Genomic DNA, 20,268 nt, shown 5'->3' with positions numbered 1-20,268 from the left:
CATCCGCGGCGTAGTGCGCTCAGGCCGGGGCGACCGCCGGCACGACCGCCAGGGTCAGCCGCGAGGTGCACACCAGGCGGCCACCCTCATCTTCGATGCGGATGTCCCAGACGTGGGTGCTGCGGCCCACGTGGATGGCACGCGCCGTGCCGGTGACCACGCCGCCGCGCACCGCGCGGATGTGGTTGGCGTTGATTTCCAGGCCCACGCAGACCTGCCGGGTGGTGTCCACGCACAGGTTGCCGGCACTGCTGCCGAGGGTTTCGGCCAGCACCACCGAGGCGCCGCCATGCAGGATGCCGTAGGGCTGGCGGGTGCGTTCGTCGACCGGCATGGTCGCGCTGACCCAGTCCTCGCCGGCCGCGGTGAAGACGATGCCCAGATGGTCGATCAGGGTGGTGCGGCTGAGTGCGTTGAGTGCCTCGATCGACACCGCTTCGCGGAATACCTGGGTCATGCGGCGTCTCCGTGCGACGAAAGGAATTACAGGATCGGCACCAGGCCGGCGCCGAAGGCGGTGAGCATGCGCACCAGCAGCCACTTCGGGCCGACGTTGACCTCGGGGAAGTCACCGACCGAGACGTAGCAGGTGTGGAAGTCCTTGTCCTGGCGACGCAACGGCTCGGGGCAGTTCGGCCCGGGCTGGAACTCGTAATCGGTGGCGTAACGCCACGGCCAGAAATCCAGCACCGGCAATGCTTCGGAGGCCTTGCCGACGCTGTAGTTCAGGCCCGACAGCACCGGCGGCTTGGTGCGCGGGGCCACCGTCCAGGAGTTCTGCGGGTGGATGTCGCGCAGGATGCTCTGGGCCAGCGCCTCGGCGAAGACCGGGTCGTCGATGATCACCGCGCCTTCGGTGTTGTAGTTCTCGCTGCGCGGGTCGAAGTTGTGCGTGCCGATCACGCCGATCCGCCGATCGACCACCATCGACTTGGCGTGCAGCCCCATGCGCGCGCCGGTGCGGGTGACCGGCAGCGGCTTGTTGACGGCCTTGGTGCCCAGGAACGAGGGCCGGGTTTCGGCACGCAGCACGCGCCGTTCGACCACGCTGCCATCGGTGCGGCGGCGTGCGGCCGGGCCCGGCGTGGGCTGGCGCCGGGGCGGGTCGGCGGCGGTATCGGTATCGGCATCGACGCTGGCCGGCCGCATCGCGGCGCCGGCATCGGCACTGCGACGGCTGCCGCCACTGGCGCTGCCGCGTGCATTGCTGCCGGCCGCGCTCCCGCCGATCAGGCTGTTGCGCTTGCCGTCCGGGGGCGGTGCGTCGCCGAGCGGCGCCGGCAGCAGGTTGCGATAGTCGACCGGCGCATCCAGCGGGAACGGCTTGAACTCGTACAGGTTGAAGCCAAGCTCGCGCATGTTGCGGCGCTTGTACTTGTAGGACAGCGCGTAGACGATCGGGTTGTCGGTGGCCGCCAGGCTGTTGGTGGACACCACGATGCGCGGCGCCTGTTCGCGCTTGCGCAGGTCGCCGAACAGCTTGCGCGCCGGCTTGGACAGCACCAGGTACGGGGTCTGCAGCAGCACTTCGCTCTGCGCGCTGGCGATCAGCGCATCCAGCTGCGGCTCGGTCACGTGCTGGCCATTGGCCGGCTGGCTGGCGCGCTCGCGCCGGTGCTTGCGCGGCAGGTCGGCCACGTAGCGCACCGAGGCCACCGGCATGGCGGTGTCGACGAAGGCGCGGGTGATGTAGGCCGGATCGCTGGCCTCCGCGCTGACCCGCTCCACCCGTTCGGGATGGCGGTAGGCGGTGGCGGGCATCTGCGGGGCGCCCTGGTCCAGCAGGGTGCGGCCGACATCGTTGAGGCGTTCGGCCGGGACGCTGCGCGGGGCACGCCAGAACGCGTCGAAGTTGGTGGCCATCTCGCGCACTTCCGGGCCAGCCACCAGCACGTCGCGGTCGCGGAAGTTGTACTCGCTGTCCCAGTCGTAATAGTCGTCCTGGTAGTTGCGCCCGCCGACCACGCCCAGCGCGTCGTCGATCACCAGCAGCTTGTTGTGCATGCGCTGGTTGAAGCGGCGGAAGCAGCAGAGCACGCTGCCGGCGTAATCGAAATAGTTCAGCCGCGCCTTGCCGAAGGTCGGGTTGTACACGCGCAGTTCGAAGTTCTGGTGGCTGCTGGCCAGCGCGCCGAGGATCTGCAGGTCGGAGATGGCCGAGAGCTGGTCGATCAGCACGCGCACCTTGACCCCGCGCCGGGCGGCCGCGAGCAGTTCGTCCAGCACCAGCCGGGCGCTGTCGTCCTTATCGAAGATGTAGGTCTGCAGGTCGATGCTGCGGGTGGCGCTGCGGATCAGGTTGAGCCGGGCGACCAGCGACACCTCGCCCTCATCGATGATGGTGGCGTAGTGGCGCGGGGCGGCCTCGGTCGATTCGGAGAAGGCCTTGCCGCCGAGCGCGCGCAGCGGCGAGTCCAGGGCGCAGCGGTCCGGCTGGGTGCAGTCGACCACGCTCGAGCGTGCCTGCACGGCGATGCCGGCGGCACGGTCGCGCTGTGCATTGGACAGCGACGCACAGCCGCCGACCAGCAACAGCGTTGCCAGCATCACCACACGCATCAATGGGGTCACGGTTTGGGCGCCTCGCTCAGACGCGCTCGCAGTACAAAGGTCACTCGATCACTCAATGCTAGTTGCCAGCTGTCCATTCCATACCGGCCACGCTGCACGGTACCGCGGCTGACGACGTCGCAATCATACCCGGCCCGGGGGCACTCCGCCGGCTCCACCCGCAGGGTCTCGGGGTGGCTGACGCCGCGCAGGATCAACCGGCCCTGGACCCCGCCGCCCTTGTCCACCACCTCGGGCAGATAGGGAACCGAGTCGAACTCGACCACCGGGTAGCGGGCCGAATCGAAGAATTCCTCCCCGCGCATCCAGCCGGTGTAGCGGTTCTTGCCGGGGATCTCGACGTAGCGGGTGAACATCCGCAGGTGGACCTGGTGGCGGCCATCGGACAGCACCTCGATGCGTCCCTCGAAACGCGGGAACACCCCTTCGATGCGTTGCCCGAGCCGGGTGCGGATCTCGAAACCGAAGCGCGAACGCGCGGTATCGAACTCCAGCACCTGGCGCGGGACCCCAGCCGGGGCCGGGGCCGGGGCCGGCGGTTCAGCGCAGGCCGCGTAGGACGCCAGCGCCAGCAGGCCGCCCAGCAGCGCGCGCACTACCGTCATGGGCTACGGCCACCAGAAGGCGGTCAGGCTGGCCACGCCGGGTTCGATGCTGGCCTCGCGGTCAAAGGCCAGCACGGCGATGCCACCAGGCGGCATGCCGCGGTAGTCGCTGCTGGTGCCTTCGCTCAGCAGCGCCACCAGCTGTTCCAGGCCCGGGTTGTGCCCGACCACCAGCAGCCGGTCGACATCGCTCCGGGCCTCGATCAGGCCCATCAAGGTGCCCGGGGTGGCGTCGTAGACGCCATCTTCCAGGCGCTTTTCGACGAAGCCGGTGATGCCCAGCACGGCCTCCAGGGTTTCGCGGGTCCGCCGCGACGGCGAACACAGCACGCAGTCGGGCAGCAGGTTGTTCTCCTTCAGCCAGCGGCCGGCCGCTTCCGCTTCGGCCAGGCCGATCGGGGACAGCGGGCGGTCAAGGTCAGCCTGGCCGGTACCGGCGGCTTCGGCGTGGGCATGGCGCAGCAGGATCAGTTCTCGCATAAAGGCTCTCTTCTGGATCAGGCTTTCTTCAGCCACTTCAACAGTGGCTCCCAGTCACTCTGGTGCTCGCGCACCTGCGCGGAGCGGTAATCGAACAGGCTGCGTCCCAGCCCGACCATCACCACGTAACTCTGGCTGTCGCGCAGTTGGGCGACAACGTCATAGGGCCATTCGGCCAGCATCTGGATGGCCTGCTGGGAGGTCTGGGTCCAGGGCTTGGTGCGGTTGAGCACCAGCCCGACCGGCAGCGCGCGGCGGTGCACGCGGGGCACCTTGGACAGGCTGTTGAGGAAGCCGACGATGGCTTCGATATCCAGCGCCGACGGCAGCACGGGCACCACCACGGCATCGGCAACATCGAGGAAGTGGCCCAGATCGTCGGCCAATGCGCCTGCGGGGGCGTCGATGATGACCTCGTCGGTACCATCGGGAATCAGCTTCTCCCAGGCTTTCTTGCGGTACACGTCGATCGGCAGCACGGCGCTTTCCAGCATCGAGCGGCGCTGCGCCCAGCGGGTGCTGGAGCCCTGCGGATCGGCGTCGGCCAGTACGGTCCGTTTGCCGTCCAATGCGGCATGCGCCGCCAGGTGGGTGGCGACGGTGGTCTTGCCCACCCCACCCTTGGAACCGGCTACCAGGATCGTCTTCATGCCAGCCTCGCTTCCGGGGAACGTCATCGCAGCGTACACCGCCGTCCGTGACGGAGATAGTCGCGCTGCTGAACCCCTGTGCGGGCCGTCGCTTTGCTATCGTGCGCGATCCAAAGGATTGCAAGCCGGCATGAGCGAGTTACAGGACCTGAGTGCGCTGATTCGCGCCAATACCCCGCTGATCATCATCGAGACCCAGGACGAGGGTCGCATCGTGGAGCTGTTCCGGCAGACCCTGATGCATGTCTGGCGCGCCCTGCACCGCTGGTCGATCACCGAAGGCCTGCGCCGCATCGACATGGACCGCGAGGATGACGCGGTCGGCCCGCCCGATGCCAGCGCGGCGCTGCAGATGATCCGCCAGGCCGAGCAGCGCGGCATCTACCTGCTGCTCGATTTCCACCCTTACCTGGGCTATGCCAGCCACCAGCGCGCGCTGCGCGACCTGATCCAGCGCCGCCACTGCCAGGCCCACGTGCTGGTGCTGATCGGGGCCAAGGTGGAACTGCCGGCCGAGCTGGAGGCGCTGGCCACCCGCTTCAACCCGCGCCTGCCCGACCTCAACGCGCTGCTGAAGATGCTGCGCGAGGAGGCCGAGGCCTACGCCCGCGAGAACGGCGGGCGCCGGGTCGAGGTGGACAACGAAGCGGTCCAGAAGATCCTGCACAACCTGCGCGGCCTGAGCATGGTCGACGCACGGCGGATCGGCCGCCAGCTGATCTTCGCCGATGGCGCGCTCAGCCAGGACGACCTGCCGCAGCTGGCCCGGCTCAAGTTCGAGCTGCTCAACCGCGCCGGCCACCTGCATTACGAGTACGACACCACCCGCTTTGCCGACGTGGCCGGCGCCAACCGCCTCAAGCGCTGGGTCAACCAGCGCCGGCCGATCTTCCTCGGCGGCCAGGGCCCGGCCGGGCTGGACCCGCCCAAGGGCATGCTGCTGCTGGGCGTGCAGGGCTGCGGCAAATCGATGCTGGCCAAGGCCACCGCGGCCGGGTTCGGGGTGCCGCTGCTGCGGCTGGACTTCGGCAGCCTGTATGACAAGTACCACGGCGAGACCGAGAAGAACCTGCGCGAGGCCCTGGCCTCGGCCGAGCAGCTGGCCCCGTGCGTGCTGTGGATCGACGAGATCGAGAAGGGCCTGGCCAGCGGGGGCGAGGACGGCGGGGTGTCGCGGCGCGTGCTGGGCCACCTGCTGACCTGGCTGGCCGAGCGCAAGGGCACGGTGTTCATCGTGGCCACCGCCAACCAGGTGCACGAACTGCCGGCCGAACTGCTGCGCAAAGGCCGTTTCGACGAGATCTTCTTCATCGACCTGCCCGACGCCAATACCCGGGTGGAACTGCTGCGCCTGCACCTGGGCCGGCGCCAGCTCAATGCCGACGACTTCGCGCTGCCGGCGCTGGCCGCGGCCAGCGAGGGCTTCTCCGGCGCGGAGATCGAACAGGCGGTGGTGGCCGGGCTGTACGCGGCGCACGCCGAGACGCGGGTGCTGGATACCGAGCTGCTGATGACCGAGATCCGCAGCAGCCGGCCGTTGTCCGTGCTGATGGCCGAGCAGGTCAACGCGCTGCGCGACTGGGCCCGTGGGCGCACGGTCAGCGCCGACGAGTAACGCCGATCGCCGGCGCGTAGAGCCGACCGTTGGTCGGCTGCTTCGTGGGTCGGCGGTGTCGGTGGCCCTGGRTAGAGCAGCCGACCAACGGTCGGCTCTACCGGTTCTTGTGCGGTGTCGGTGGCCCTGCATAGAGCAGCCGACCAACGGTCGGCTCTACCGGTTCTTGTGCGCTGTCGGTGGCCCTGGATAGAGCAGCCGACCAACGGTCGGCTCTACCGGTTCTTGTGCGCTGTCGGTGGCCCTGGGTAGAGCAGCCGACCAACGGTCGGCTCTACCGGTTCTTGTGCGGTGTCGGTGGCCCTGGRTAGAGCAGCCGACCAACGGTCGGCTCTACCGGTGCCTATCCAAGGTGCTGCAGCACCCACGCCCACGCTGGCAGCGTCACCAGCGAAAGCACGATGCCATAGCCCACCATCGCCGCGGCCAGCCGCGGCGCCAACTGGTGCGAGATCGCCAGCGCGGCGGCGGTGATCATGGTCGGCATCGCCGATTCGAGCACATTGACCTGCAGCAGCGTGCCCTGCAGCCCGAACAGCCAGGCCAGCGGCAACGCCAGCGCCGGCATGACCAGCAGCTTGAGCAGCAGGCCGACGCCCAGCGGGGTCAGTTCGGCGCGCGACAGCCGCAGCCGGATCGACAGGCCCACCGCCAGCATCACCAGCGGCAGCATCGCATCGGCCAGTTGCCTGAGCGCCGTGCCGATCCACTGCGGCGGCTGGGCCGGCATCAGCACCAGCGCGAACAGCAGCGCCCAGACCGGCGGGAAGCGCGCGATGCGGGCCAGCACCTGGCGCGCGGACGGGGGCCGATCACCGCTGTACCGGGCGATCACGTACAGGCCGAAGGTGGACAGCAGCACGAACGTGCCGAACTGGTCGTAGACCACCGCGTAAGGCAAGGCCGCGTCGCCGAGCAGCGCGCGCACCATCGGGTAGCCGATGAAGCTGGAGTTGGCCAGGGCGACGCAGATCAACAGCACCGCGTGCACGTCACGGGCGAAACCGAGACTGCGCGTGGCCAGCGTTACCAGCGCCCAACTGGCCAGCATCAACAGCCAGGGCGTGGCCATCAGCCCGACCAGGCCCAGGTCCAGCTGCAGGCGCGGCACGTAGGTGAGCACCGCCGCAGGCAGGCACACGTACAGGACCACGCGGTTGAGGACCTCGGCACTGTTGTCGGGCAGCGCGCGCAGGCGCGCGAACAGCATGCCCAGGCCGAGCATGGCCAGGATCAGCGCGAAGGCATCCACCGCCATCGGACCGGCCTAGCCCAGGCGCACGCGGCGCCGGCGGCGACCTGGGTCGACGCCGGTGCTCACCGCGCGAGGCAACCCGCCACGTGGGCGCCGCACTGGACGGCCCGCCCGCGGATCAGGGCCAGGCCGGCGGCTGCGCCGCCCAGGCCTGCTGCACCTCGGCCAGGGTGGCGCGCTCGCTGTCGCGCCAGCTCGGCAGCAGCGTGGCGTAGTGGCTGCTGTCGCTCCACTGCTGCGGCTCGGTGCGTACCGCGGCGGCATACCAGCGCACCGCCTCGTCCTTGCGGCCGAGCGTCCACAGCGCCAGTGCGTAGGTGGGCGGCACCCAGGCGGCATTGCCGCGCATCCCGGCCTGGGCGCTGTTCCATTGCGCCAGCGCGGGCTCGACCTCACCCAGCCGGAACAGGTCCCAGCCGTAATTCCAGCGCACCGTGCGCCCGGTGGCCGTGGTGGCGGCGGCACTGCCGAGGGCTTCCTCGTACAGGCTGCGGCCCAGCTCCGGGCGGCCCTGGGCGATCGCCACGCCGGCCAGCTGCACGGTGGCATCGAGCGCCTTGCGGCCGCGCTCGCGTTGCTTCATCAGTTGTTCCACCAGGTCGGCGCCGTTGCCGGGCACCACCACCACCGGCACCGCGGCCGCGTCCTGGTCGAAGTAGAACTCCTGCAGTGCCGGCAGCGGTTGCGCCGCCATCCCCATGTCCACCTGCCCCACCATCAATCCAGCCGCCAGCATCACGCCGGCCAGCCTGTGTCTTGCCACTGCCATGCAAACTCCCCCGGGTTGTCACAACAACCTCCCGGTCCGATCCTAACCCCAGCGTGCGCCCGGGCGCGAGTGCCCAGGGCCATTTCGGCACCACTGTTACAATCCGCGCCTTTCCGGTCGTGTTCGCTGCGGCCGTGCCAGCCGACTTCCCGGGCCAGCCATGACCAGTACCGCCGAACTCACCTCGCCCTCCTCCGCCAACCGGCCCGATGCCGGCGGCCTGGACGCCAGCTACACGCTGGACCACAAGTACACCCGTACCGATGGCCGCATCTACCTGAGCGGGGTGCAGGCGCTGGTGCGGCTGCCGTTGATGCAGCGGCTGCGCGACGAGGCGGCCGGGCTGGACACCGCCGGCTTCATCAGTGGCTACCGTGGCAGCCCGCTGGGCGGCTTCGACCTGGAACTGTGGCGGGCGCGCCAGCATCTGGAGGCGGCGCGGGTGAAGTTCACCCCCGGCCTCAACGAGGACCTGGGCGCGACCATGGTCTGGGGCACCCAGCAGACCAACCTGTTCCCGGGCGCGAAGGTCCAGGGCGTGTATGGCATGTGGTACGGCAAGGGCCCCGGCGTGGACCGCTGCGGCGACGTGTTCAAGCATGCCAATGCCGCGGGCACCTCGGTGCACGGCGGCGCGCTGGCGCTGGCCGCCGACGACCACGCCTGCCGCAGCTCGACCCTGCCACACGGCAGCGAAGACGAGTTCGTCAGCGCGATGATGCCGGTGCTGAACCCGGCCGGCGTGCAGGACATCCTGGACATGGGCCTGCTCGGCTGGGCGATGAGCCGGTACACCGGGCGCTGGATCGGCTTCAAGACCATTGCCGAGACCGTGGAGTCCTCGGCCTCGGTGCAGGTCGACCCGTTCGCGCGGAAGATCGTGCTGCCCGAGGACTTCGAGATGCCGGCCGGCGGCCTCAACATCCGCTGGCCGGACCCGCCGCTGGACCAGGAGATGCGCCTGCACCGCTACGCGGTCAAGGCCGCGCAGGCATTCGCGCGCGCCAACGGCATCGACCGGGTGGTGATGGATTCGCCGCGCGCGCGACTGGGCATCGTCACCACCGGCAAGAGCTACCTGGACGTGCTGCAGGCGCTGGAATACCTGGGCCTGGACGAGCAGGCCTGCGCCGACATCGGCATCCGCGTCTACAAGGTCGGCATGACCTGGCCGCTGGAGCCGGTGGGCATCGCGCGCTTCGCCCAGGGCCTGGAAGACATCGTGGTGGTCGAGGAGAAGCGCGCCTTCATCGAGCGCCAGATGAAGGAGCAGTTCTACAACTGGCCAGCCAGTGCCGGCCCGCGTCCGTCGATCGTCGGCAAGTACGACGAGGCGGGCACGTGGATCCTGCCCTCCACCAACGAACTCACCCCGGCCACCATCGCCGGGGTGATCGGCCGCCGCATCCAGCGCCTGCTTCACGCCAGCGGGGTCAGCAATGAATCCATCGAACAGCGCCTGCGCTGGATGGATGAGAAGGAAGCCGAGCTGGCCCTGCCGCGCGCCAGTTTCCCGCGCGTGCCGCATTACTGCTCCGGCTGCCCGCACAACACCTCCACCCGCGTGCCGGAAGGCTCGCGCGCGCTGGGCGGGATCGGGTGCCATTACATGGTCACCTGGATGGACCGCAGCACCGACACCTTCACCCACATGGGGGGCGAAGGTGTCACCTGGGCCGGGCAGGCCGCCTTCACCGAGACCGAGCACGTATTCCAGAACCTCGGCGATGGCACCTACTTCCACAGTGGCTCGCTGGCGATCCGCCAGGCGATCGCCGCCGGGGTCAACATCACCTACAAGATCCTCTACAACGACGCGGTGGCGATGACCGGCGGGCAGCCGGTGGACGGCACCCTGAGCGTGCCGCAGATCGCCCACCAGATGCGCGCCGAGGGCGTGCAGACGATCGTGCTGGTGAGCGATGAGATCGGCAAGTGGAACAAGCGCGAGCTGTTCCCGGAGGGCGTGGAGTTCCATGACCGTGCCGAGCTGGACGCGGTGCAGAAGCAGCTGCGCGAGGTGAAGGGCACCAGCATCCTGATCTACGAACAGACCTGCGCCACCGAGAAGCGGCGCCGCCGCAAGCGCGGCAAGCTGGTCGATCCGCCCAAGCGGGTGGTGGTCAACTCGCTGGTCTGCGAAGGCTGCGGCGACTGCGGGCAGAAGAGCTTCTGCGTGTCGGTGCTGCCGAAGGAAACCGAGTTCGGGCGCAAGCGCGACATCGACCAGTCCAACTGCAACAAGGATTTCAGCTGCACCACCGGCTTCTGCCCCAGCTTTGTGACCGTGCACGGCGGCAAGCCGCGCAAGGGCGAGCGCAGTGCGAAGACTGCGCTGCTGGACAACCTGCCGGCGCCGACCTTCCGCAGCACGCTCGAGCAGCCCTGGAACATCCTGATCACCGGCGTCGGCGGTACCGGCGTGGTCACCATCGGCGCATTGCTGGGCATGGCCGGCCACCTGGAAGGCAAGGGCGCCAGCGTGCTCGACCAGACCGGCCTGGCCCAGAAGGGCGGCGCGGTCACCACCCACATCCGCATCGCGCGTACGCCCGAGGACATCCACGCCGTGCGCATCGCCGCGGGCGAAGCCGACCTGGTGGTGGGCTGCGACATGGTGGTGGTCAACGACTACTGGGCACTGTCCAAGGTGCGCGCCGAGCGCTCGCAGGTGGTGCTCAACACCTATGAAGCGATGCCCGGTACGTTCACCACCCGCCCGGACATGCAGTTCCCGGCGGCGGACATCATCGCCGGCATCCGCGTGGCGCTGGGCGGCCGCGAGCCGATGCTGCTGGACGCCACCCAGCTGGCCACCGCGCTGCTGGGCGATGCGATCGCCGCCAACCTGTTCATCCTCGGCTACGCCTGGCAGCAGGGGCTGGTGCCGATCTCCTTCGAGGCGCTGATGCGCGCGATCGAGCTCAACGGCGCGGCGGTGGCGATGAACCAGCAGGCCTTCGCCTGGGGCCGCCTGGCGGCGGTCGACCCGCAGGCGGTGCAGCAGGCCGCCGGCCTGGTCCGCAACAGCCACACCGATGCCGAACGCACGCCCGGCCCGCTGCACGACCTGCCCCCGGGCGAGTGGGAAGGCAACGAATGGGGCGCCAACGCGGCACCGCGCGATACGGGCGACGAGCGCGAGCTGCGCGGCCTGCCCGGCCATGGCGTGGGCGAGGACGTGGCGTTCCTGCCGCTGGATGACGAGCGCCTGTCGCGCTCGCTGGACGAGCTGATCGAGCGCCGCGTGCGTTTCCTCACCGATTACCAGGACAGCGCCTACGCCGCGCGTTACCGCGCGCTGGTGGACAAGGTGCGGGCGGCCGAGTGGGACGCCGTGGGCAGCACCGCGCTCACCGAAACCGTCGCCCGCTATTACTTCAAGCTGCTGGCCTACAAGGACGAGTACGAAGTGGCGCGGCTGTACACCAGCGGCGAGTTCCAGCGTCGCCTGCAGCAGCAGTTCGAAGGCGATTTCCAGGTGCGCTTCCACCTGGCCCCGCCGCTGTTCGCGAAGAAGGATGACCAGGGACGCCTGATCAAGCAGGAATACGGCCCGTGGATGCTCAAGGCGTTCGGCCTGCTGGCGAAGCTGAAGTTCCTGCGCGGTGGCCGCTTCGATGTCTTCGGCCGCACCGCCGAACGCCGTGGCGAACGCCAGCTGATCGCCGACTACGAACAGACCGTGGCCCTGCTGCTGGACGGGCTGAGCGATGACCGCGTGGCCCTGGCGGTGGAGATCGCCAGCATCCCCGAACACATCCGCGGCTACGGCCACGTCAAGGAAGCGCACCTGCACAAAGCCAAGGCGCGCGAGGCGACGTTGCTGGCGCAGTGGAAGAACCCGCGCGCGCTGCATATCGTGCAGGTGGCATGACAGCGACGCCAGCAGCCGGTAGAGCCGACCGTTGGTCGGCTACGCGCAAACCCAACCGCAGGCCCTCACCGTAGAGCCGACCGTTGGTCGGCTACCCGCAAACCCAACCGCAGGCCCCCACCGCAGAGCCGACCGTTGGTCGGCTACCCGTAAACCCAACCGCAGGCCCCCACCGTAGAGCCGACCGTTGGTCGGCTACCCGTAAACCCAACCGCAGGCCCCACCGTAGAGCCGACCGTTGGTCGGCTACCGGTAAACCCGCCCCGTCACTCGCCCACCCCACCCCAAACACCCCAGCCGAACCCCACCACCAGCCGGCTCCCCACCGCGCAACTCATCACCGCCCTCCACGCCGCCACACCCGCAACCGGTTGTTGGCCGGCATCGCCACGTCGTCGATCAGCCGCATCCCCTGCGCGGCCGCCAGCGCATCCACCGCCTCCGCGTCGCGGATGCCCGCAGCAGGATCGCGCGCCTTCAGCCACGCATCGAACTGCCGGTTGCTGTCGCTGCTGAAATCGCCGTGGTCATTGAACGGCCCGTAGATGCACAGCAGCGCGTCGTCCGCCATCACCGCGGGCAACCCGGCGAACAATGCCTGCACGTGCGCCCAGCTCATGATGTGCAGGGTGTTGGCGCTGAACACCGCATCGAAGGCAGGCACGGCATCGGGTAGCGGTGCCAGGCCCGGCTGCGGCGACAGCACCGCCTGCAACGGCCACGGTGCCGGTGCGTTGGCCAGCGCGGCGGCGGCCAGGCGCTCGGCGATGCCAGGCAGATGGTCCGGATGGTCGCTGGCCTGCCAGTGCAGGTGCGGCAGCGCCGCAGCGAAATATTCGGCGTGCTGGCCGGTGCCACTGCCGATCTCAAGCACCGCATGGCGGTCATGCAGTTGACGGCGCAGCACCGCCAGGATCGGGTCGCGGTTGCGTTCGCAGGCTTCGGACCACCGCTGCTGGCTCATGGACGGCTCAAGATGAATTCGACAGCCTCCATCCAACCATGACCGCAGTCACTTGTGCCACTGCCGGCGGCCACCGAAAGTCGAGGACTTGTCCACTGTCGCCGGCGACCTGCCGCCGACCGTACCCGGGGAATCGCAAGCTGTGCAACGCCGTGAGTTTCTGACGCTGTCTGGCATGGGCCTGGCGGGCCTGATGCTGCCGCATTCCCGCCTGATCGCCGCCGAGCAGCTGCTCGAGCCCGGTGACGCGGGCCGCAACAAGGCCCTGGCCGAGGCCGCGCTGGCCGCGGCCAGGCGCGCTGGCGCCAGCTACTGCGACGTGCGCATCGGCCGCTACCTCAACCAGGCGGTGATCACCCGCGAGGCGCAGGTGCAGAACATCACCAACAGCGAGTCCTCGGGCATCGGCATCCGGGTGATCGTCAACGGTGCCTGGGGCTTTGCCGCCACCCACCAGAAGACCCCGGCCGCGGTGCTGGCCACGGTCGAGCAGGCCGCCGCCATCGCCCGTGCCAATGCCACCGTCCAGAGCAGGCCGGTGCAGCTGGCGCCGGTACGCGGGGTGGGCGACGTGAGCTGGAAGACCCCCATCCGCAAGAACGCGATGGCCGTGCCGATCCAGGACAAGGTGGACCTGCTGCTGAGCCTGAATGCCGCCGCGCTCAATGCCGGCGCCAACTTCATCAACTCCACCCTGTTCCTGGTCAACGAGCAGAAGTACTTCGCCTCCAGCGACGGCTCGTTCATCGACCAGGACGTGCACCGGATCTGGCTGCCGTTCACCGCGACCGCCATCGACAAGGCCACCGGCAAGTTCCGCACCCGCGCCGGGCTGTCCTCGCCGATGGGGATGGGCTACGAATTCCTGGATGGCGAGGCCAGCGGCAAGATCGCCCTGCCCGGCGGCATCACCGCCTACCGCGACTCCTACGACCCGGTCGAAGATGCCATCGCCGCCGCCCGGCATGCGCGCGAGAAGCTCAAGGCGCCGTCGGTCAAACCGGGCAAGTACGATCTGGTGCTGGACCCCTCCAACCTGTTCCTGACCATCCACGAGAACGTCGGCCATCCGCTGGAGCTGGATCGCGTGCTGGGCTACGAGGCCAACTACGCCGGTACCAGCTTCGCCACCCTGGACAAGCGCGCCGCCGGCTACCGCTGGGGCAGCGAGCGGGTCAACTTCTTCGCCGACAAGACCGCCCCCGGCAGCCTGGGCGCGGTGGGCTACGACGATGAAGGGGTCAAAACCCGGCGCTGGGACCTGGTCAAGGACGGCATCCTGGTGAATTACCAGGCCACCCGCGATGAGGTGCACCTCCTTGGCGAAACCGAATCGCATGGCTGCAGCTACGCCGACTCGTGGTCCAGCGTGCAGTTCCAGCGCATGGCCAATGTGTCGCTGGCGCCGGGCAAGGCGCCGCTGAGCGTGGCGGAGATGATCAAGGACGTGGAAAACGGGATCTACATCCACGGCCGCGGCTCGTACTCGATCGACCAGCAGCGCTTCAACGCCCAGTTCGGCGGCCAGCTGTACTACCAGATCCGCAACGGCGAGATCACCGGCATGGTCGAAGATGCCGCCTACCAGATCCGCACGCCGGAGTTCTGGAATGCCTGCAGCGCGATCTGCGACGAACGCGATTTCCGCTTCGGCGGCTCGTTCTTCGACGGCAAGGGCCAGCCGGGCCAGGTCTCGGCGGTCTCGCACGGTTCGTCCACCACCCGCTTCAACGGCATCAACATCATCAACACCGCGCGCAGCCTGGGATGAACCTGTCCCGGGCCGTCGCCGTTTCCCCGCCCCCCCACACCAACGTGGAGAGCTGCCTTGCAAAGACGTGACTTCCTTGCCCTGACCGGGCTTACCGCAGGCGGCCTGATCGTGCCGTCGTTCTTCGGCAAGGTGATCGCCGCCGAACAGCTGCACAGCACCCTCGACCTGGGGCTGAAGAAGCGCCTGGCCGATGCGGCGCTGGCGGCTGCGCGCCAGGCCGGCGCCACCTACTGCGACGTGCGCATCGGGCGCTACCTGCGCCAGTTCGTGATCACCCGCGAGGACAAGGTGCAGAACGTGGTCAACACCGAATCGACCGGTGTGGGCATCCGCGTGATCGTCAACGGCGCCTGGGGCTTTGCCGCCACCAATCAGCTCGGCACCGCCGACGTGGCGCGTGCCGCGCAGCAGGCCGCCGCGATCGCCAAGGCCAACGCCGGCGTGCAGACCGCGCCGGTGCAGCTGGCCGCCGCGCCGGGCGTGGGCGAGGTGAGCTGGAAGACGCCGATCCGCAAGAACGCCATGGACGTGCCGATCAAGGAGAAGGTGGACCTGCTGCTGGACGTCAACGCCGCCGCGTTGGCCGCCGGCGCCAGCTTCGTCAACTCGATGCTGTTCCTGGTCAACGAGCAGAAGTACTTCGCCTCCACCGATGGCTCCTACATCGACCAGGACGTGCACCGCATCTGGGCCCCGATGACGATCACCGCCATCGACAAGGCCAGCGGCAAGTTCCGCACCCGCGAAGGCCTGTCCTCGCCGATGGGCATGGGCTACGAGTACCTGGACGGTGCCGCCGCCGGCAAGGTGCTCACCCCGAACGGGGTGGTCAACTACAGCGCGTCCTACGACATGAAGGAAGACGCCATCGCCGCAGCCAAGCAGGCGCAGGAAAAGTTGAAGGCACCGTCGGTGAAGCCGGGCAAGTACGACCTGGTCCTGGACCCGTCGCACACCTGGCTGACCATCCATGAGTCGATCGGCCATCCGCTGGAACTGGATCGCGTGCTCGGCTACGAAGCCAACTATGCCGGCACCAGCTTCGCCACCCTGGACAAGCGCGAGCAGCACTTCCAGTACGGCAGCGACAAGGTCAACATCTTCGCCGACAAGACCCAGCCGGGCAGCCTCGGCGCGGTCGCCTACGACGACGAGGGCGTCAAGACCAAGCGCTGGGACCTGATCAGCGAGGGCAAGCTGGTGGATTACCAGACCATCCGCGACCAGGCCCACATCCTCGGCAAGACCGCCTCCGACGGCTGCTGCTACGCCGACTCCTGGTCCAGCGTGCAGTTCCAGCGCATGGCCAACGTCTCGATGGCGCCGGGCAAGACCCCGCTGAGCGTGGCGGACATGGTCAAGGACGTGGAAAACGGGATCTACATCATCGGCGACGGCTCGTTCTCGATCGACCAGCAGCGCTACAACGCCCAGTTCGGCGGCCAGCTGTTCTACGAGATCAAGAACGGCAAGATCACCCGCATGCTCGAGGACGTGGCCTACCAGATCCGCACGCCGGAGTTCTGGAACGCCTGCAGCGCCGTGGCCGATGAGCGCGACTACCGCCTGGGCGGCTCGTTCTTCGACGGCAAGGGCCAGCCGGGCCAGGTCTCGGCGGTCTCGCACGGCTCGTCCACCGCGCGCTTCAACGGCATCAACGTCATCAACACCGCGCGCAGCCTCGGCTGACCGGTCAGGAGCCTACGAATCATGAGTATCTTCACCGAAGCCCAGGCCAAGGCCATCCTCGACAAGGTCATCGGGCTGTCCAAGGCCGATGAGTGCACCGCCGTGCTGGCCGGCTCGATCAACGGCAACATCCGTTTCGCGCTCAACAACGTCTCCACCAGCGGCATCGTGGACAACACCGAGCTGGCCGTCACCGTAGCCTTCGGCAAGCGCGTGGGCACCGCCTCGATCAACGAGTTCGACGATGCCGCGCTGGAGCGCGTGGTGCGCCGCGCCGAAGACCTGGCCCGCCTGGCCCCGGAGAACCCGGAGTTCATGCCGGCCATCGGCAAGCAGACCTACACCCCCAGCCCGACCTTCAGCGCCTCCACCGCCGCCATCGATCCGGCCTTCCGTGCCAAGGTCGCCGCCGATTCGATCGCGCCGTGCCGTGGTCACGGCCTGATCGCCGCTGGTTTCCTGGAAGACGGCCAGGGCTTCTACGCCACCGCCAACAGCAACGGCAACTTCGGCTACCAGCGCAGCACCAACTTCGATTACACCTGCACCGTGCGCACCGAAGACGGCCGCGGCTCGGGCTGGGTCGGCCGCAACCTCAAGGATGCCGCCGACTTCAAGGCCGACCAGGACATCCAGATCGCCATGCGCAAGGCTACCGAGTCCCAGGAAGCCAAGGCGCTGGAACCGGGCAAGTACACGGTGATCCTGGAGCCGGCCGCGGCCGCCGGCCTGATCAGCTTCATGATGAACTTCTTCAGCGCACGCTCGGCTGACGAAGGGCGCAGCTTCCTGTCCAGGAAGGGCGGCGGCAACAAGCTCGGCGAGCAGGTCTACGACCCGCGCGTGAACATGCACGCCGATCCGTGGCACCCGGATGCGCCGGTGCTGCCGTGGGACGGCGAAGGCATGCCACGCACCAAGCTGCCGATCATCGAGAACGGCAAGGTCGCCAACCTGGAGTACTCGCGGTTCTGGGCGCAGAAGCAGGGCAAGACCGCCAATGCCAGCCCGGGCAACCTGCTGATGAGCGGAGGCGACAAGAGCACCGCCGAGTTGGTCCGCGGCACCCAGAAGGGCATCCTGGTCACCCGCACCTGGTACATCCGCATGGTCGATCCGCAGACCGTGCTGCTCACCGGCCTCACCCGCGACGGCACCTTCTACATCGAGAACGGCCAGATCAAGTACCCGGTCAAGAACTTCCGCTTCAACGAGTCGCCGGTGATCATGCTCAACAACATCGAAGAACTGGGCAAGCCGGTGCGCGTGGCCGGTGACGAGTCGAACTTTGTGATGATGATTCCGCCGATGAAGCTGCGCGATTTCACCTTCACCTCGCTCTCCGACGCGGTCTGATGCACGGATGAACCGCGCGCAGTTCCTGCGCCTGATGCTGGGCAGCGCCGCGTTCGCGGCGTTGCCCTCACTGGCGCGCGCCCAGGCCGGTCGCTACGACTTCTGGTTCACCCGCCTCAAGTACGACTCCGGCGACTGGGACGTGGATGCGCGCATGCCGTCCAACGTGATCACCTCGCTGATCGATTACACCTCCCTGCGCGTGGACCCGACCGAGCATGTCATCGCCCTGTCCGACCCGCGCATGCTGGACGCCCCGTTCTGCTACCTGGCCGGGCACAAGCTGGTGGAGTTCAACGCGGCCGAACGGCAGAACTTCGTGCGCTATGTACGCAACGGCGGTTTCGTGTTCGTGGATGACTGCAACCACGACATCGACGGCCTGTTTGCGAAATCGTTCGAGGCGCAGATGGCCAGGCTGTTCGGCCCCAAGGCGCTGAACAAACTGCCCAACAACCATGCGCTGTACCGCAGTTTCTTCCGCTTCCCCGAGGGCCCACCGGCCACCGGGTTCGAACTCAATGGCTGGGGCGACGACCTGGTCCATGACTACCTCAAGGGCATCGAGGTGGATGGCCGCCTGGGCGTGCTCTACAGCAACAAGGACTATGGCTGCGAGTGGGACTATGACTGGCGCAACAAGCGTTTCCTGGCCGAGGACAACACCCGTTTCGCGGTCAACATCGTGATGTACGCGTTGAGCAGCTAGCTGCCTTGCTGCATTTTCAGCCACGCATGGCGTGGCTCTACACCGTTTTTCTGCGAGTGCCTTATGACCAACGACCGCCTTGATGCCCTTCTTCCCAAGCTGCAGCAGCTGCGCACCGCGCTCGGCCAGGCCGTGGTCGGCCAGCATGCGGTGGTGGAGCAGCTGCTGATCGGCCTGCTCGCCGGTGGCCACTGCCTGCTGGAAGGCGCGCCGGGGCTGGGCAAGACACTGCTGGTGCGCTCGTTGGGGCAGGCGCTGGAGCTGCAGTTCCGGCGCGTGCAGTTCACCCCGGACCTGATGCCCAGCGACATCCTCGGCACCGAACTGCTGGAGGAAGACCACGGCACCGGGCATCGCCATTTCCGCTTCCAGCAGGGCCCGATCTTCACCCACCTGCTGCTGGCCGACGAGCTCAACCGCACCCCGCCCAAGACCCAGGCCGCCCTGCTGGAAGCGATGCAGGAGCGCACGGTGAGCTATGCCGGCACCACCTACACGCTGCCGGCGCCGTTCTTCGTGCTGGCCACGCAGAACCCGATCGAACAGGCCGGCACCTATCCGCTGCCCGAAGCCCAGCTGGACCGCTTCCTGCTGCACGTGCGGGTGGATTACCCGAGCGAGCAGGAAGAGCGCGACATCCTGCTGCAGACCACCGGCAGCGCCAGCGGCACGGTCCCCAAGGTGATGAATGCCGAGGACGTGCTGGCCCTGCAGGCGGCGGTACGCCAGGTGCATGTGAGCGACGACGTGCTCACCTGGATCACCCGGCTGGTGCGCGCCAGTCGCCCGGGTCCCACCGCGCCGCAGGCGATCAACCACTGGATCAAATGGGGCGCCGGCCCGCGTGCCGGGCAGTCGCTGGTGCTGGCCGCCAAGGCCCGCGCCCTGCTGCAGGGCCGCTTCGCCGCCACCCGCGAGGATGTGCAGGCGCTGCTCGCCCCGGTGTTGCGCCACCGCCTGCTGCTGTCCTTCGCTGCGGAAGCCGAGCAGAAAGGCGCTGACGATGTGATCGCCGCCTTGTTGCAGGCCGTGCCGTTCCCGACCTGAGCCTGCGCATGCCCCCGCACGCCCCGATCGCCATCCCCGCCGATGTGCGCAGCCGCCTGAAGGCGCTGCGGCTGCTGCCGCGGCGTGCGCGCGGCGCGCACGGCATCGGCCAGCACGCCAGCCGCAGCCGCGGTGCGGGGCTGGAGTTCGCGCAGTACCGCGCCTACGAGCCCGGCGATGAACTGCGTCAGATCGACTGGAAGCTGTATGCACGCTCGGATCGCTTCTTCGTGCGCGAGTCCGAGCGCGAAAGCCCGATCACCACCTGGGTGCTGATCGATGCCACCGCATCGGCCGCGCAGCATGATCGCGCGCGGCCTTCGTGGTCGCGCCTGGACCAGGCCTGCGCCACCGCCGCGTGCCTGGTCGAACTGGCGCTGCAGCAGGGCGACCGCTTTGGCGTGATCGCGGTCAACGGCGACGGCGTGCAACTGGTGCCGGCCGGCAGCGGCCCACGCCAGCGCGACCGCGTCCACCTGCTGTTGCGCCAGCTGCAGGCGCAGGGCAGCTGGCCGGCGGTCGACGTGCTGCGCCCGGTCTGGGAGCGCGTGCAGGCCGGTGACCTGCTGGTGGCACTCGGCGATGGCTTCGACGAGGCCGGCACCGTGCTGCTGGAACGCCTGGCCGCCGCCCGCCGCGAGGTGCTGCAGCTGCAACTGCTGAGTGCCGACGAACGCGATTTTCCGTTCACCGACGGCCATCGCTTCCGCGATCCGGAAACCGGTGAGGAGCTGCTCGGCGATGGCCGCGCGCTCCGCGCCGACTACCTGGCGCGCTTCGGCCAGGCACAGCACGCGCTGCAGGCGCGGCTGCACGCCAGCGGCATTGCGCATGCGGTCGGCTACATGGACCAGCCGCTGGATGCACCGCTGCGGCTGTTGTTCGGCCCGGGCAGCGGCGCATGAAC

The 20,268-nt window shown here is 68.5% G+C and carries 16 protein-coding genes; 8 read left to right on the top strand and 8 right to left on the bottom strand.

Translation table 11 applies throughout. The annotated features are described in order from the left end of the window. Nucleotides 1–19 precede the first annotated feature (19 nt). From AC1DGC_RS06050 to AC1DGC_RS06030, 5 genes are read right to left on the bottom strand one after another with little or no spacing between them, the layout of a single operon-like run. Nucleotides 20–457 (bottom strand): hotdog fold thioesterase, encoded by a 438-nt coding sequence (locus AC1DGC_RS06050; protein WP_478047426.1) that lies wholly within the window; start codon nucleotides 455–457, stop codon nucleotides 20–22. A 26-nt stretch (nucleotides 458–483) separates the two neighbouring features. Beyond that, nucleotides 484–2,571 (bottom strand): phospholipase D family protein, encoded by a 2,088-nt coding sequence (locus AC1DGC_RS06045; RefSeq protein WP_394162707.1) that lies wholly within the window; start codon nucleotides 2,569–2,571, stop codon nucleotides 484–486. Beyond that, on the bottom strand, nucleotides 2,568–3,176 hold the full coding sequence (locus tag AC1DGC_RS06040; RefSeq protein ID WP_394162705.1) for a YceI family protein: 609 nt from the start codon (nucleotides 3,174–3,176) through the stop codon (nucleotides 2,568–2,570). Before AC1DGC_RS06040 ends, AC1DGC_RS06045 begins: the two co-directional genes overlap by 4 nt. Before the next feature lie 3 nt (nucleotides 3,177–3,179). Next, entirely contained in the window at nucleotides 3,180–3,656 is a 477-nt protein-coding gene (locus AC1DGC_RS06035) for a SixA phosphatase family protein (protein WP_259206917.1), read from the bottom strand. 17 nt (nucleotides 3,657–3,673) lie between these two features. Continuing rightward, complete coding sequence (locus AC1DGC_RS06030; protein ID WP_259206919.1) at nucleotides 3,674–4,306, bottom strand: ParA family protein; 633 nt, start codon at nucleotides 4,304–4,306, stop codon at nucleotides 3,674–3,676. A gap of 130 nt (nucleotides 4,307–4,436) precedes the next feature. On the opposite strand from AC1DGC_RS06030, the gene AC1DGC_RS06025 reads away from it, so the two are divergent. Next, nucleotides 4,437–5,921, top strand: coding sequence for an AAA family ATPase (locus AC1DGC_RS06025; RefSeq protein ID WP_259206921.1), 1,485 nt, complete (start codon nucleotides 4,437–4,439; stop codon nucleotides 5,919–5,921). Nucleotides 5,922–6,264: 343 nt separating this feature from the next. Here the strand turns inward: AC1DGC_RS06025 and AC1DGC_RS06020 are convergent, their stop codons facing one another. After that, nucleotides 6,265–7,179: an AEC family transporter gene (locus AC1DGC_RS06020; protein ID WP_394164407.1), complete on the bottom strand. Its 915-nt coding sequence runs from the start codon at nucleotides 7,177–7,179 to the stop codon at nucleotides 6,265–6,267. A 115-nt stretch (nucleotides 7,180–7,294) separates the two neighbouring features. Next, nucleotides 7,295–7,945, bottom strand: a complete 651-nt coding sequence (locus tag AC1DGC_RS06015; RefSeq protein ID WP_478047425.1) for a tetratricopeptide repeat protein — start codon at nucleotides 7,943–7,945, stop codon at nucleotides 7,295–7,297. 160 nt (nucleotides 7,946–8,105) lie between these two features. Here AC1DGC_RS06015 and AC1DGC_RS06010 point away from each other — a divergent pair, with 160 nt between their 5' ends. Further along, a complete protein-coding gene (locus tag AC1DGC_RS06010) occupies nucleotides 8,106–11,822 on the top strand; it encodes an indolepyruvate ferredoxin oxidoreductase family protein (protein ID WP_478047424.1) in 3,717 nt (1,238 codons plus the stop codon). 337 nt (nucleotides 11,823–12,159) lie between these two features. Here AC1DGC_RS06010 and AC1DGC_RS06005 read toward each other — a convergent pair whose 3' ends face one another. Beyond that, nucleotides 12,160–12,786 (bottom strand): DUF938 domain-containing protein, encoded by a 627-nt coding sequence (locus tag AC1DGC_RS06005; protein ID WP_478047423.1) that lies wholly within the window; start codon nucleotides 12,784–12,786, stop codon nucleotides 12,160–12,162. Between the two features lie 142 nt (nucleotides 12,787–12,928). Between AC1DGC_RS06005 and AC1DGC_RS06000 the strand changes: the two genes are divergently transcribed. The 6 genes from AC1DGC_RS06000 to AC1DGC_RS05975 all read left to right on the top strand — a co-directional run bounded on the left by AC1DGC_RS06000 (nucleotide 12,929) and on the right by AC1DGC_RS05975 (nucleotide 20,266). Continuing rightward, nucleotides 12,929–14,557, top strand: coding sequence for a TldD/PmbA family protein (locus AC1DGC_RS06000; protein WP_259208221.1), 1,629 nt, complete (start codon nucleotides 12,929–12,931; stop codon nucleotides 14,555–14,557). Nucleotides 14,558–14,614: 57 nt separating this feature from the next. Then, entirely contained in the window at nucleotides 14,615–16,249 is a 1,635-nt protein-coding gene (locus AC1DGC_RS05995; protein ID WP_259207834.1) for a TldD/PmbA family protein, read from the top strand. A 21-nt stretch (nucleotides 16,250–16,270) separates the two neighbouring features. After that, entirely contained in the window at nucleotides 16,271–17,605 is a 1,335-nt protein-coding gene (locus AC1DGC_RS05990) for a TldD/PmbA family protein (protein ID WP_259207836.1), read from the top strand. 7 nt (nucleotides 17,606–17,612) lie between these two features. After that, nucleotides 17,613–18,314, top strand: coding sequence for a DUF4159 domain-containing protein (locus AC1DGC_RS05985; protein WP_259207839.1), 702 nt, complete (start codon nucleotides 17,613–17,615; stop codon nucleotides 18,312–18,314). Nucleotides 18,315–18,377: 63 nt separating this feature from the next. Then, a complete protein-coding gene (locus AC1DGC_RS05980; protein ID WP_478047422.1) occupies nucleotides 18,378–19,361 on the top strand; it encodes an AAA family ATPase in 984 nt (327 codons plus the stop codon). A gap of 8 nt (nucleotides 19,362–19,369) precedes the next feature. Further along, entirely contained in the window at nucleotides 19,370–20,266 is an 897-nt protein-coding gene (locus AC1DGC_RS05975) for a DUF58 domain-containing protein (protein ID WP_478047421.1), read from the top strand. Nucleotides 20,267–20,268 lie beyond the last annotated feature (2 nt).

This window comes from Stenotrophomonas sp. 05N37 (assembly GCF_056397365.1).
This window is presented reverse-complemented; position numbering and strand designations above follow the sequence as displayed.